Origin of the sequence: Sorangium sp. So ce327 (assembly GCF_051530205.1) — a bacterium.
Lineage (GTDB): Bacteria > Myxococcota_A > Polyangia > Polyangiales > Polyangiaceae > Sorangium > Sorangium cellulosum_B.
The window spans coordinates 7372523-7386058 of the sequence record NZ_CP150330.1; the positions used below are offsets into that span (position 1 = coordinate 7372523).

At 72.4% G+C, this 13536-nt stretch carries 10 protein-coding genes; 8 read left to right on the forward strand and 2 right to left on the reverse strand.

The window, feature by feature from the left end; translation table 11 throughout:
• Positions 1 to 23: 23 nt before the first annotated feature.
• Positions 24 to 1736, reverse strand: coding sequence for a serine/threonine-protein kinase (locus WME95_RS27580; RefSeq protein WP_437902362.1), 1713 nt, complete (start codon positions 1734 to 1736; stop codon positions 24 to 26).
• Between the two features lie 283 nt (positions 1737 to 2019).
• Here WME95_RS27580 and WME95_RS27585 point away from each other — a divergent pair, with 283 nt between their 5' ends.
• Positions 2020 to 2874 (forward strand): hypothetical protein, encoded by an 855-nt coding sequence (locus tag WME95_RS27585; RefSeq protein WP_437902363.1) that lies wholly within the window; start codon positions 2020 to 2022, stop codon positions 2872 to 2874.
• A gap of 25 nt (positions 2875 to 2899) precedes the next feature.
• Here WME95_RS27585 and WME95_RS27590 read toward each other — a convergent pair whose 3' ends face one another.
• A complete protein-coding gene (locus WME95_RS27590) occupies positions 2900 to 3190 on the reverse strand; it encodes an Hsp20/alpha crystallin family protein (protein WP_437902364.1) in 291 nt (96 codons plus the stop codon).
• 333 nt (positions 3191 to 3523) lie between these two features.
• On the opposite strand from WME95_RS27590, the gene WME95_RS27595 reads away from it, so the two are divergent.
• From WME95_RS27595 to WME95_RS27625, 7 genes are all read left to right on the forward strand, one after another.
• The gene (locus WME95_RS27595; RefSeq protein ID WP_437902365.1) at positions 3524 to 4870 is read left to right on the forward strand and encodes an adenylate/guanylate cyclase domain-containing protein; all 1347 of its coding nucleotides are present in this window, start codon (positions 3524 to 3526) and stop codon (positions 4868 to 4870) included.
• Positions 4871 to 4975: 105 nt separating this feature from the next.
• Entirely contained in the window at positions 4976 to 6106 is a 1131-nt protein-coding gene (locus WME95_RS27600; RefSeq protein WP_437902366.1) for a hybrid sensor histidine kinase/response regulator, read from the forward strand.
• Positions 6096 to 8105, forward strand: coding sequence for a PAS domain-containing hybrid sensor histidine kinase/response regulator (locus WME95_RS27605; protein WP_437902367.1), 2010 nt, complete (start codon positions 6096 to 6098; stop codon positions 8103 to 8105). Before WME95_RS27600 ends, WME95_RS27605 begins: the two co-directional genes overlap by 11 nt.
• Before the next feature lie 187 nt (positions 8106 to 8292).
• Positions 8293 to 9054, forward strand: coding sequence for an ABC transporter ATP-binding protein (locus tag WME95_RS27610; protein WP_437902368.1), 762 nt, complete (start codon positions 8293 to 8295; stop codon positions 9052 to 9054).
• Complete coding sequence (locus tag WME95_RS27615; RefSeq protein ID WP_437902369.1) at positions 9054 to 11450, forward strand: ABC transporter permease; 2397 nt, start codon at positions 9054 to 9056, stop codon at positions 11448 to 11450. The genes WME95_RS27610 and WME95_RS27615 overlap by 1 nt, the downstream gene beginning before the upstream one ends.
• A 3-nt stretch (positions 11451 to 11453) precedes the next feature.
• Positions 11454 to 12668 carry an efflux RND transporter periplasmic adaptor subunit gene (locus WME95_RS27620; protein ID WP_437902370.1) on the forward strand — a complete coding sequence of 405 codons (1215 nt, stop codon included), beginning with the start codon at positions 11454 to 11456 and terminating at the stop codon, positions 12666 to 12668.
• An 85-nt stretch (positions 12669 to 12753) separates the two neighbouring features.
• Entirely contained in the window at positions 12754 to 13521 is a 768-nt protein-coding gene (locus WME95_RS27625; protein ID WP_437902371.1) for a phosphotransferase, read from the forward strand.
• Positions 13522 to 13536 lie beyond the last annotated feature (15 nt).

A 13536-nucleotide genomic window follows, 5' to 3' on the forward strand; every position in this document is an offset into this window, starting at 1 on the left:
GGAGCTGGGCCGCGCGCGCATGCTCACTGGAACGGGTTTTCCAGGTCGCCCTTCCTGACGGGGCCCCTCGCGGTCGGCGCCGCCCTCTTCAACGACACGGCGATCGCGCCGTCCGCTTCGGCCGGGACCTCCTGCGCCTGCTCCTGGTACCCGGGCGCCTTGAAGGTGAGCGTCACGGCGCGCCCGCGGGGCAGGCGCAGCGGCCCCGGCGCCTTGCCGACGAGCTTGCCCTCGCTCCACACCTCGAGCTCCTTCGGGGTCGCCTGGATCCGGAGCTCGACGTCGGGCGGCGCCGCGTCGGCGCTCGCCGCGGCTGCGGCGGTCGCCTCCGGCGACGGAGACGGCGCGGCCGACTCCGGCGTGGCCTCGGCGGCGGCGGAAGCCGGCAGGACGGGCGCGACCAGCGCGGCCTCCGTCCTCGGCATCGCCGCGGCCGACGCGGGCGCGCGCGGGGCGTCGGCCGCCGGCTCGCTGTGCCCGAGGTGCAGCGTGAGCGCCGCGGCCGCGCCGATGCCGAGGACGGCGACCGCCGTGAGCGCCGCCCTCCGCCGCGACGCCGTGGTCGACGTGCTCTCCGGCTTGCTCGGCAGCGATCCCTGCAGCAACGTCTCGTTCCCGTGCAGCCCCGAGCTCGCTTCCGCGGCGTGGCCGCGCTGCGTCGGCGCGAGCCCAGCGTCCAGCGCCTCCACGGCCGCGCGGCGCCGCGCGGCGGCGTCGCCGGCGCCTCGCCCGACGGCGGCGTCGCTCGCCCGCAGAAGGCCACCGGGCAGCTCGTACCCCGCGCCGCGCGCGGCCTCCACGAGCGCCGTGGTCGCCTCGATCAGCGACGCCGGGCGGCTCACGGGGTCCTTCTCGAGCATCCGCAGGAGCGGCGCGTCGAGCGCCGGCGAGAGGTGCGTCGCCACCGTCGACACAGGGGGCGCCGCCTCCGACGTGTGCTTGATCAGGAGGTCGAACGCGTTCTCGCCGTCGAACGGCGGCGCGCCGGCGAGCAGCTCGTGCGCGAGGATCCCGAACGAGTAGATGTCCGTCCGGTGATCGACGTTCTTGCCGCGGCACTGCTCGGGGGACATGTAGAGCGGCGTCCCGATCAGGTGCCCCGTCCGCGTCTTGTGCACCGTGCTCGAGGACTCGCCGAGCAGCTTGGCGATGCCGAAGTCGAGCAGCTTCGGGAAGATCGCGCCGTCCTCGTCGAAGACCAGGAACACGTTCTCGGGCTTGAGGTCGCGGTGCGCGATGCCCGCCGCGTGCGCCGCGTCGAGCGCGCGCGCGATCTTGACGAGGATGGGCAGCGCCTCGGCGGGCGGGAGGCGCCCGCGCTTGCGGCGGTAGGCGTCGAGGGTCATCCCCTCGAGCAGCTCCATCACGTAGTAGTGCCGGCCGTCCTCGAGGGCGCCGAACGAGAAGATGTCGATGATGTTGCGGTGCCTGATCTGGTTCACGGCCCGCGCCTCCGCGACGAAGCGGGAGACGAGCTGCGGGTTCGCGGAGCACTGGCGGCTCAGGACCTTGATGGCCGCCGCCTTGCCGATGACGGGGTGGATCGCGCGGTAGACTGTGCCGAAGCCGCCTGCCCCGATCTTCGCCTCGACGCGGTACTCGCCGACCGGCGTTCCCGGCGCGAGCTCCGGATCGGCGCCAGGCGGCGCGGGCTCCGCCGCGAGCGTCTCGGCGTTCGTCGCGCAGGCAGCGACGCCGTCCGCATGCTCGGTTCGGCACGTAGGGCATGTCGACATGAGGAAACCACGGAGAGCGTACACGGGGAGCCCGGCGCAGCCCAGAGCCCCCGAGCGTCGCAAACCGGCGAGCGCGCTGTCTCCGCTCCGGCCTCCGACCTCCGGCGGGCGGGCGCAGCGTGAAGCGTCGCTTCGGCGCCGCGTCGAGGCCCCGCGGGGCGCGAGGCGCGCGCCGGAGGTCTGACCACCTCGCGGCGCCGAGCAGGAGAGCCTCTGGCATTGTCTTACACGGGGTGTGGCCCTACAGGGCCCCGCGAGCCATGCGTGTCGTGCGGCGCGATCGATGGAGGCGCGGGCCTTCGTGCTGCTGAAGCTCGCGCTGGTGGGCGCGTCGGTGCTGCTCTCCTCGCTGGCGGCGCGCCGCTTCGGCCACGCGGTGGGCGGCACGCTCGCCGGGCTGCCGATGATCGTTGGCCCGATCATGGGCTTCGTGCTGCTGCAGGAGGCGCCCGCCCAGGCGGGCGCGATCGCGCTCGCGACGCTGGTGTGCGTCCCCGCCACGATCGGTCATGTGCTCACCTTCGCCTGGTGCGCGCGGCGGGGGCGGCGCTGGGGCGTGGCGCTGCTCACGGCCAACGCGGCGTTCCTGTCGGTGGGCGCGGCGCTGCTCGCGCTGCGGCTGCCCCCGCCGCTGGCGTGCGCCGCGGCGCTGGCGTCGCCCGCCCTGGGCGCGCTCTCCTTGCCGCGCCTGCGCGAGCCGCCCGCGGCGGTGGCCATTCCGCGCGTAGAGCTCGCCTGCCGGGTGGTCGCGGCGATGGCCATGGCCTGGTGCATCGTGCGCAGCGCTGGCGCCGCGCCGGCGGGCGTGAGCGGCCTGCTGCTCGCGATCCCGATCACCGGCAACGTCCTGCCGTGCTTCACCCTGCCCCGGCACGGCGCGGCCGCCACGGTGGCCCTGCTCGCGGGCTTCGTGCGCGGCCTGCTCGGCTTCGCCTCGTTCTTCGCGGCGCTCTACGTGGGGCTCGCGTGGTCGTCCCCGGCGGCCGCCTATGTCCTCGCGTGGCTGTGCGCGCTGCTCGCGGCGCTGGCGCTGCGCAGGGCGACTACGCCCCCCAGGCCTACGCGCGATTGCACCCCGACGCGCCTGGAACGGCGGAGGACGGCCTCAGCATGGTCATGGCCGACGCGAGGTTCTTGAGCAGCGGCCTTGTCTCGTGGTCCGCTCACGACACCTTCGTGCCCTGCTCTCTTCCAGCAGTCGGCGCAGGGGCCTGCACCGGGATCCTCCTCGGCTGCGTCTCCGGCGTCTTGGGCACGGAGATGGTCAGGACCCCGTCCTTCAGAGCGGCAGTCGCCTTCTCGGCGTCGACGCCCGCAGGCAAGGTGAAGCTCCGGCTGAAGCTGCCATAGGAGCGCTCGCACGAGAAATACGTCTCCTTCTCCTCGCGTCTCTCCTCCTCGCGCTTCTCAGTGCATTGCGCCGCGCTCGCCTCGCCCTCTCGCTCTAGCCTCACTCCAACCTTGTTCTAGCACCCTCCGTTCCAGCCCCCCTCTGGCGCGATCTCCCGCGGTTCACCGCGCGCAGAGGCATCTCGTCGCGCAATCGACGCGCGCCGACGCGAACGTTGCACGACGTCGGCCATCCTGGGTGGCCGCCATGGCGCGCGGCTTGCCACGACCGCGCGAGGCGCGGGCGCCGCGAGGAGCGACGTCCGCGCGCGCTGGGCGCCTCCGCTGGACAGACGCACGAGACCCGCGTATCACGCGACGAGCCGCGAGGTCCCGGACCGTCGAACAGCCCGGCATCACGCTGCAACAGGAACCCCGATGGCTGGAGGAGCGCGGAGGTGAGCGAGTCGAGGCGCCGCGTGCTGGTCGTTGACGACACGCCGGCCAACCGACAGGTGCTCGTCGAGCACCTCGATCTTGCCGGGATCGACGCGCTCACCGCAGAGGACGGCGAGAGCGCGCTGGCGCTGCTCCGCCGCGAGAGCCCCGATCTCATCCTGCTCGACGTCATGATGCCGAACGTCAACGGCTTCGAGGTCTGTCGCCGGCTCAAGGACAACCCGGCCACCCGGGACATTCCCGTCATCTTCATGACCAGCCTCACGGACACGGCCCACAAGATCATGGGCTTCGAGGTCGGGGGCGTCGATTACGTGACCAAGCCCTTTCAGCATGATGAGCTGCTGGCCCGCGTGACGACGCACCTGTCCCTGCGCGCCCTGCAACGCGCCCTGCAGCAGGCCAACAGCGACCTCGAGCGCCGCGTCGCCGAGCGGACCTCCGAGCTCGCCCAGCTCAACGAGGAGCTGCTCGCGACGAACCGGGCCTATGCCCGCTTCGTGCCGACCGAGATGCTCGGCCTTTTGGGCCGGGACAGGGCCGCGGACGTCGCGCTCGGAGATCACGTGCCGATCGAGATGACCGTCCTGTTCTCCGACATGCGTGGGTTCGCCGCTCTGACGGAGCGCATGACGCCGGGAGAGGCGTTCGCCTTCATCAACGCCTATCTCGGCCGGCTCAGCCCGATCGTCAGGCGCCACGGAGGCTTCATCGACAAGTACATCGGCGACGCCATCATGGCGCTCTTCCCGGGCAAGGCCGATGACGCCGTGGCCGCGGCCGTGGCGATGCAGCACGCGGTGAGGCGGTTCAGCGAGGAGCGCCGAAGCGTGGGCCTGCCCTCGATCGGCATGGGCATCGGCATTCACACCGGCAGCGTGATGCTAGGCACCATCGGCGAAGCAGAGCGCATGGAGGCGACCGTGATATCCGATACGGTGAACCAGGCATCACGCCTGGAGGGGCTCGCCGTCCGGTACGGCGTGGCCATCGTGGTGAGCGAGCGCACCATGGCCGCATTGCACGCTCGGGACGGCCACGGCTGCCGCTTTCTGGACAGAGTGCAGCTCAAGGGCAAGCGAGAGCCCGTGTCCGTCTTCGAGGTATTCGACGGCGATCCTCCCGAGACGATCGATCGCAAGCAGAAGACCCGGGATCTCTTCGAGCAAGCGCTGTCCGACTACTACGCGCGGAGGTTCGCGGAGGCGAACCTGGGCATCGCGCGCGTGCTCGTGCAGAGCCCGGCCGACAAAGCCGCCCATGTCTATCAGCAGCGCATCGCTCATCTGATGGCCAACGGCGCTCCTGCCGACTGGACCGGTGTCGAGGTCGTAACGGAAAAATGAGGCTTCCCGCCGGCCGAGGCGAGCCGTCCAGCGGACGAGCATGGCCTGACGGCGGTTGTAGAGTCATTGCCTCTCATGTAATCTCGCGCCCGGAGCCGAGGCCGCATGGAACAGCACGAGCCCAGATCCAGGGTGCTGGTCGTCGATGACAACGAGCAGAACCGCGCCCTGGCGCAGGCCACGCTCGAGGACGACGGCTACGAGGTCGTGCTCGCCGTCACGGGCGAGGAGGGAATCGAGCAATTCCAGCGCCACAAGCCGGATTGCGTGCTCCTCGACGTGCGGATGCCGGGGATGGACGGGTTCGCCGTGTGCTCCCGGATCCGCGGCCTGCCCGAGGGCGCGAGCACGCCGATCGTCTTCTTGACGGCGCTCCGCGACGTCGACACGTTCGACAGCGCGCTGCGCGCCGGCGGCGACGACTTCCTGACGAAGCCGATCCGCCCCTCGGAGCTGCTCGTGCGGGTGCAGGCCGCCCTGAGGCTGCGCCGGCTCGGCGCGGAGCTGCGCGAGCACGTCGAGCTCGTCCGTCAGCAGCGGGACGCGCTGATGCGCCTCCAGCTCCAGAAGGAGCGGCTCACGGCGTTCGTCGTGCACGATCTGAAGAACCCGGTGAGCAGCATGGACCTGCACGCCCAGTTCCTGCTCCGGGATCGCGCGCTCCCGGAGCAGGCGCGCGACTCGGCGCGGCACATCCGCGACCAGGCGCGCGCCCTGCTGCGGCTCATCTACAACCTGCTCGACATCAGCAAGAGCGAGGAAGGGCTGCTCGCCCCCGGGCGAGCGAGCGTCGATCTCCGCGCGCTCGTCCTCGAGACGTTCGCCGCGCTCGACCTGCGCGCGAGCTCCCGGTCGCTCTCGCTGCGCGAGGCCGTCGAGGTGCCCAGCGTCCAGGCCGATCCGGACCTGCTCCGCCGCACGCTCGAGAACCTCCTCGAGAACGCGATCGTCCACGCCCCGGCCGGGACCGCGGTGACCGTGGGCGCCGCGAAGCGCGGCGCCCACGTGGAGATCCGCGTCGCGGACGCGGGGCCGGGCATCCCCGCCGAGATGCGCGCGCAGGTGTTCGATCGCTTCGTCCAGCTCGGCGGCGACGCCCCGGCCCTCCACCGCGCCGGCCGCGGCCTGGGGCTCGCGTTCTGCAAGATGGCCGTCGAGGCGCACGGCGGCGACATCCGGATCGAGGACAACGCCCCTGGCGCCGTGTTCTGTGTGAGGCTCCCCGATGACACATGAGATCTCCTCCGTCGAACGCCTGTCAGCACCCGAGCAGGCGCCCCATGAGCCTGGCGCTCGCCAGATCGACGACAGCACGTTCCGCATGCTCATCGACGCGGCGCCCGACGCCATGGTGGTCGTCGACGAGCACGGACGTATCGTGTTCGTCAACGTCCAGACCGAGCGGATGTTCGGTTACACGCGCGGCGGGCTCATCGGGCAGGCGATCGAGATCCTGCTCCCGGAGCGATTCCAGCGGTCTCATGTCGCCAACCGCTCGGCGTTCATCGCCGCGCCCAGGGCGCGCTCCATGGGGTCGGGGCTGGAGCTGTTCGGCCGCCGGAGGGACGGCAGCGAGTTCCCGGTCGAGATCAGCCTCAGCCCGCTGACGACCGAGGGGGGCATGCTCTTCTCGAGCGCCATCCGCGACATCAGCGACCGCAAGCGCCTGGAGGCCGTGGCGCAACGCACGAGCGACCTCCTGCGGAGCGCGGTGGAGAGCATCCAGGGCGCGTTCGCCGTGTTCGACGCGCAGGATCGGCTCGCGCTCTGCAACAGCGTCTACCGGCACTGGCTCGGCGCGCGGGTGAGCGGCCCCATGATCGGGCGGAGCTATGATGAGATCCTCGGCGAGAGCCTCGCCGCGGGGCTGTTCTCCCTGGGCGGCGAGCCTGCGGCCGGGTTCCGCGAGAGGATGCTCGCCTACCACGCGGAGCCGGATGGCACGCTGGATCTCTGCACGAGCGACGGGCGCAGCCTGCGCGCGACCGAGCGCCGCACGGCCGAGGGCGGGACGGTATGCACCCTCTGGGACATGACCGGCGACGTGCAGCGCGAGGAGGAGCTGCGCAAGGCGCGGGGCATCGCCGAGGCCGCGAGCTCCGCGAAGAGCGAGTTCCTCGCCTCGATGAGCCACGAGCTCCGCACGCCGCTCAACGCGATCCTCGGCTTCGCGCAGCTCTTGCACCGCGACAGGAAGACGCCGCTCACCGATCGCCAGAAGGAGCGGATAGAGCACGTCCTCAAGGGCGGCGAGCACCTGCTCAAGCTCATCGACGACATCCTGGATCTCTCGCGCATCGAGGCGGGCCGCGTCACGGTGTCGATCGAGCCGGTGAACGTCCCCGAGGTGCTGGTCGAGGTGAAGACGACGCTCGACCCGATGGCCCAGCGCGCCGGGATCGAGATCGCCCTCGCGCCCCTCCCCGCGGAGCTCCCGAAGATCACGGCGGATCGCACGCGATTCGCGCAGATCCTCATGAACTACGGCTCGAACGCGATCAAGTACGGCCGCAGGGGGGGCCGCGCCACGATCGCTGTGTCGATGCCGGAGGACGGGGTCGTGAAGATCTGCGTGATCGACAACGGCATCGGCATCCCCCAGGAGCAGCACGCGAAGATTTTCCAGCCCTTCCAGCGCGCCGGCCAGGAGACGGGGCCGATCGAGGGGACCGGGATCGGCCTCGCCATCACGAAGCGGCTCGCGGAGCTCATGGGCGGCGGCGTCGGCTTCGCCAGCATCCAGGGCGAAGGGTCCGAGTTCTGGATCGAGCTCCCGGCGCACCAGGAGCCGCCTGCGGTCGCCGCCCCGGCGCAGGCGGATGCGCGCCTGGAGGCGTCGCCGCTCGCCGCGCCCGGCGGCGTCCGCCATTCGGTCCTGTACGTCGAAGACAACCCGTCGAACATCGCGTTCATGGAGGAGCTCATCTCCGAGTTCGAGCGCGTCCACCTGATCACCGCGCCGAACGCCGAGATCGGCATCGAGCTCGCGCGCTCGCGGCAGCCCGAGGTCGTCATCATGGATATCAACCTCCCCGGGATGAGCGGCTACGAGGCCATGCGCAAGCTCGAGGAGTGGCCGGAGACGCGCGACATCCCCGTGATCGCGCTCAGCGCGGCGGCGATGGCCCGGGATACCCGCCGCGCCGAGCAGGCCGGGTTCTATCGGTACCTGACCAAGCCGGTGAGGGTCGACGAGCTGACCACCGTCCTCGAGGAGCTCCTCCTCCGGCCGTAGCGCGCCGAGGCGCGCTATCCCGCCGTAGCGCGCCGAGGCGCGCTATCCCGCCGTAGCGCGCCGAGGCGCGCTATCCCGCCGTAGCGCGCCGAGGCGCGCTGGCGCGACCGCCGTCGCGCTCGCTCACCGGCCTAGTGGCGATCGAGCCGCCGATCCGCGAACATGACGCGCACGGAGCTCGACCGCCATGACCCAGGCTGATCTCCCTCCCGAGCGCGCAGCCCCCGGCCCTTCTGGCCCGGCGGGCCCGCCGGTGTTCGTCGCCCGCGGTCTGACCAAGATCTACCGCATGGGCGAGGTCGAGGTGAGCGCCCTGCGCGGCGTCGATCTCGACCTCTACCCGGGCGAGCTCGTGGTCCTGCTCGGCCCCTCCGGCAGCGGCAAATCCACCCTGCTCAACATCCTCGGCGGCCTGGACGTGCCCACCCAGGGCACGGTGCGCTACCGGGACGACGATCTCAGCAACGCCGGCGACGCCGGCCTCACCCGCTACCGCCGCGAGCACGTCGGCTTCGTCTTTCAGTTCTACAACCTCATCCCCAGCCTCACCGCGCGCGAGAACGTCGCCCTGGTGACGGACATCGCCCGCGATCCCATGCCCGCCGCGGAGGCGCTCGGGCTGGTCGGCCTCGGCAAGCGCCTCGACCACTTCCCCGCGCAGCTGTCCGGCGGCGAGCAGCAGCGCGTCGCCATCGCGCGCGCCGTCGCCAAGCGCCCGAACGTGCTGCTCTGCGACGAGCCCACCGGCGCCCTCGACGTGCACACCGGCAAGGTCGTCCTGGAGGCGCTCGCCCGCGTCAACCGGGACCTCGGCACGACGGTGGTGGTGATCACCCACAACGCGGCCATCGCCGGCATGGCCGACCGGGTGGTCTCCATCGCCGACGGCCGCATCGCCGCCGAGCGCCGCAACACCGAGAAGCTCCTCCCGGAGGAGATCGCCTGGTGATGCGCGCCCTCACCCGAAAGCTCTGGCGCGACCTCTGGCAGATGCGGGGGCCCGCGCTGGCGATCATGATGGTGGTCGCCGCGGGCGTCGCGGTGTTCGTGGCCTCGCGCAGCGCGCTGGACTCGCTGGAGCTGACGCGCGCGTCCTACTACGAGGAGTACCGCTTCGCCCACGTCTTCGCGCGGGCCAGGAGGGCCCCGGAGTCGGTCGGCCGGCGCGCCGCCGAGCTCCCCGGCGTTGTGCAGGTGCAGACCCGCGTGATCATGGACGTCACGCTCGCGCTCGACGGCGTCACCGAGCCCCTCACCGGGCGGCTCATCTCCATCCCCGAGCGGCGCGGCCCCATGCTCAACGACCTCTACCTGCGGGAGGGCCGCTACATCGAGCCCGGCCGCGACGACGAGGTGCTGCTCGGCGAGGCCTTCGCCGAGAAGCGCGGCCTCCGCCCCGGCGACAGCGTGGAGGCGGTGGTGAACGGCCGGAAGCGCAGCCTCCGGATCGTCGGCCTCGCCCTCTCCCCGGAGTACGTCTACCAGATCAGCGGCAGCAGCCCCTGGCCGGACGACGAGCGCTTCGCGGTGATGTGGATGGGCTCGGAGGCCCTGCGCGCCGCGCTCGACATGCGCGGCGCCTTCAACGACCTCACCCTCACCCTCGCCCAGGGAGCGTCCGAGGGCGACGTCATCGCCGCCCTCGATCGCCTGCTCGCCCCTTACGGCGGCCTCAGCGCGCACGGCCGCGACCGGCAGATCTCGGACCAGTTCCTCTCGGACGAGTTCCGGCAGCTCCGCTCCACCGGCACCATCGTCCCCTCCCTCTTCCTCGCCGTCGCCGCCTTCCTGCTGAACGTCGTCATCTCCCGGGTGATCAGCACCCAGCGCACGCAGATCGCGACCCTCAAGGCGTTCGGCTACTCCAACTGGGCCATCGGCCAGCACTACCTGGAGATGGCGCTCGTGCTGGTGCTCGCCGGCGCTGCCGCGGGCGTCGGCGTGGGGCTGTGGCTCGGCGGCGGGATGACGCGCCTTTACGCCGCGTACTACCGCTTCCCCGTGCTCGAGCTGCGCGTCACCCCGGCCACCGCCGCCCTCGGCGCGCTGATCAGCGTCGCCGCCGCGACGGTCGGCGTCGCGATCGCCGTCCTGCGCGCGGCCCGCTTGCCCCCCGCCGAGGCCATGCGCCCCGAGGCGCCGGCGCGCTACAGGCCCATCCTGATCGAGCGGCTCGGCCTCGGCCGCCTGATGACGCCCGCGGCCCGGATGGTCCTCCGCAACGTCTCGCGCCGCCCGCTGCGCGCCCTGCTCGCCGCCTCCGGCGTGGCGCTCGCCGTCTCCATCGTGGTGGTCGGCCGCTTCAGCGAGGACGCCACCCACTACATGGTCAACCTGCAGTTCCGCCTCGTGCAGGGCGAGGACGCGGCGGTCTTCTTCTACCGGACCGTGCCCCGCGCCGCCCTCACCGAGCTCGCGAGCGTGCCCGGCGTCCTCCGCGCCGAGCCGCTGCGCGCCGCGCCGGTCGTCCTGCGCGTCGGCCACCGCGAGCACCGCACGGCCATCCTCGGGCTGGCCCGGGGCTCCGCGGGCCCCCCGGGCGCCGCGCCCGGCGCCCTCCTGCACCGCACGGTCGATCGCCGCGGCGCCTTCGTCCCCATCCCCGACGAGGGCCTCCTCCTCGGCGCCTACCTCGCCCGCAAGCTCGGGGTCCGCCCCGGCGACGAGCTCACGGTCGAGGTCCTGGAGGGCCACCGCCCGGTGCGCCAGGTCCCGGTCGCCGCCCTCATCGACGACCTGGTCGGCGCCTCCGCGACCATGGACCTCGACGCCCTGAACCGCCTCCTCGGCGAGGGCGACGTGATCTCCGGCGCCTACCTCGCCGTGGACCGCCTCGGCGAGGAGGCCGTCTACGCGCAGCTCAAGCGCACCCCCGCCGTCGCGGGGGTGAGCACCACCCGCGCCGCGCTGGAGAGCTTCGACAAGATCATGGGCGAGAACCTCGGGGTGATGCGCACGATCCAGCTCGTCTTCTCGAGCATCATCGCGTTCGCCGTCGTCTTCAACAAGGCGCGCATCGCGCTCGCCGAGCGTAGCCGCGAGCTGGCCAGCCTGCGCGTGCTCGGCTTCACGCGCGCCGAGGTCAGCCGGATCCTGCTCGGTGAGCTCGGCGTGACCACGCTGGCCGGCATCCCGCTCGGCATGGGCCTCGGCTACTACTTCGCCTGGGCGATGTGCCAGGCCTACGAAGACACCGAGATGTTCCGCTTCCCGCTGATCATCCACCCCTCCACGTACGCCTATGCCGCGCTGGTGGTGCTCGTCTCCGCGGCCTTCTCGGCGCTGGTGGTGCGCCGCCGCATCGACCAGCTCGACCTCGTGGGCGTGCTCAAGACCAGGGACTGACGCATGAAGCTCGCCCGGAAGATCCCCTATGCCCTGTTCGCGGCGCTGCTCGTCGGCGCCATCGTGGTGGCGTTCCTCCCCAAGCCAGCGCTTGTGGAGGCCTCCGCGGTGACGCGCCGCCCGCTCGTCGTCACGGTGGACGGCGATGGCCGCACCCGCATCACGGACCGCTTCGTGATCTCCGCGCCTGTGGGCGGCCAGATGCCCCGCCTGGAGCTGCACCCCGGCGACCGGGTGAAGCTCGGCGCCATGCTCACCGAGATCGCGCCCATCGACCCGCCGCTCCTCGACGCCCGTTCCCGGGCCCAGGCCGAGGCCCACGCCCAGAGCGCCCGCGCCGGCGTCTCGCAGGTGAAGGCGCGCGTCGCCCTCGCCGAGACCGCCCTCGCCCAGGCCCGCAGCGAGCTCGCCCGGGTCAGGACGCTGCACGAGAGCGGCGGCGTCGCCCGCGCCGAGCTGGAGACCGCCGAGTTCCGCGAGCGCGCCGCGCAGGCCGAGCTCGAGAGCGCGCGGTTCGGCGCCCGTGTCACCCAGTTCGAGCTGCAGACGGCCGAGGCCGCGCTCGTGCGCATGAAGCCCGAAGGGCCCGGCGCGCCCGCGAGGAAGACCGGCGCCGGCGACGCCAGCGTGGCCATCCAGAGCCCCGTCGACGGCACGGTGCTGCGCGTCTTCCAGGAGAGCGCGGCGCTCCTCCAGGCGGGGGCGCCCATCCTCGAGCTGGGCGATCCGGCCGCGCTCGAGATCGTCATCGACCTCCTCTCCAGCGACGCCGTCGCCGTGCAGCCTGGCGCCGAGGTCCGCGTGGAGCGCTGGGGCGGCGAGGCGCCGCTCGGCGCTCGGGTGCGCCTCGTCGAGCCGAGCGGCTTCACCAAGGTGTCCGCCCTCGGCATCGAGGAGCAGCGTGTCAACGTGATCGCCGACTTCTCCGGCCCTCCCGAGGCCCGCAAGGCGCTCGGCGACGGCTACCGCGTCCATGCCCGCATCGTGATCTGGGAGAACGCCGACGCGCTCCAGGTCCCGCAGACCGCGCTCTTCCGGCGAGGCGAGCGCTGGGCGGTGTTCGCCTTGGCCGACGGCCACGCCCGGCTGCGCGACGTGGAGATCGGGAGGCGGAGCGGCGGCGCCGCCGAGGTGCTCGCCGGCCTCGACGAGGGCGACCGCGTGGTGGTGCACCCGAACGACAAGCTCCACGACGGCGCGCGGGTCGAGGTGCGTTAGGGGAGACCGCTATTCCGCGGACAGCGACGAAACAGGGGCCGACTCCGCCACCGCGGCGCTGGCGCCCCGGCGGAGAGGGCTTTGCATGGTCGACGAGCAGGTATTCAAGGGCGGCGTCAACACCGTGCGCCGGCGCGGCGACAGGGTCCACCGGCCCGCGACGGCGGCCACGCCTGCCATCCACCGGCTCCTGCGGCACCTCCGGGCGGCGGGCTTCGACGCGGCGCCGGAGCCGCTCGGGCGCGACGACGAGGGGAACGAGGTGCTGTCGTACCTCGACGGCGAGGTGCACAACCCGCTCCCGGCCGAGCTGCGCACGCCCGAGCTCCTCGCGTCCGCCGCCGCCCTGCTGCGCCGGTTCCACGACGCGAGCGCGACGTTCGTGCCAGGACCGGACGACCGGTGGCAGCTCCCGCCCCGCCCGCCGGCCGAGGTGATCTGTCACGGCGACCTCGCGCCCTACAACTGTGTCGTCCGCGGCGGCCGGGTCGTCGGCTTCATCGATTTCGATACCGCACATCCCGGCCCGCGCGTGTGGGACGTGGCGTATGCTGTCTACCGTTTCGCGCCGCTGCACGCGCCGAGCAACCCGGACAGCGCCGGCAGCCCCGAGGACCAGGCGCGGCACGCAGCTCGGTTCTGCCGCGCTTATGGCCTCCCGCCAGGGCACCTGTTGCTCGACACCGTGGCCGATCGACTCGCGGCGCTGCTCGCCTCCATGCGCGCGCGGGCCGCGGCCGGCGACGTCGCGTCCCAGGCGCACATCGCGGCCGGGCACCCTGCGCTGTACGAAGAGGACATCCGCTATTTGCGGGCGCAGCGCGATCGGCTGCTGCAGGCATTCACCCCGTGAAAGACCCGGGCGCGA

Coding starts and splice junctions, on each gene's coding strand:
- WME95_RS27605 (WP_437902367.1), top strand. CDS start 6,096: ATGACACATGAGATCTCCTCCGTCGAACGCCTGTCAGCACCCGAGCAG.
- WME95_RS27600 (WP_437902366.1), top strand. CDS start 4,976: ATGGAACAGCACGAGCCCAGATCCAGGGTGCTGGTCGTCGATGACAAC.
- WME95_RS27620 (WP_437902370.1), top strand. CDS start 11,454: ATGAAGCTCGCCCGGAAGATCCCCTATGCCCTGTTCGCGGCGCTGCTC.
- WME95_RS27625 (WP_437902371.1), top strand. CDS start 12,754: ATGGTCGACGAGCAGGTATTCAAGGGCGGCGTCAACACCGTGCGCCGG.
- WME95_RS27585 (WP_437902363.1), top strand. CDS start 2,020: ATGGAGGCGCGGGCCTTCGTGCTGCTGAAGCTCGCGCTGGTGGGCGCG.
- WME95_RS27610 (WP_437902368.1), top strand. CDS start 8,293: ATGACCCAGGCTGATCTCCCTCCCGAGCGCGCAGCCCCCGGCCCTTCT.
- WME95_RS27615 (WP_437902369.1), top strand. CDS start 9,054: ATGCGCGCCCTCACCCGAAAGCTCTGGCGCGACCTCTGGCAGATGCGG.
- WME95_RS27580 (WP_437902362.1), bottom strand. CDS start 1,736: ATGTCGACATGCCCTACGTGCCGAACCGAGCATGCGGACGGCGTCGCT.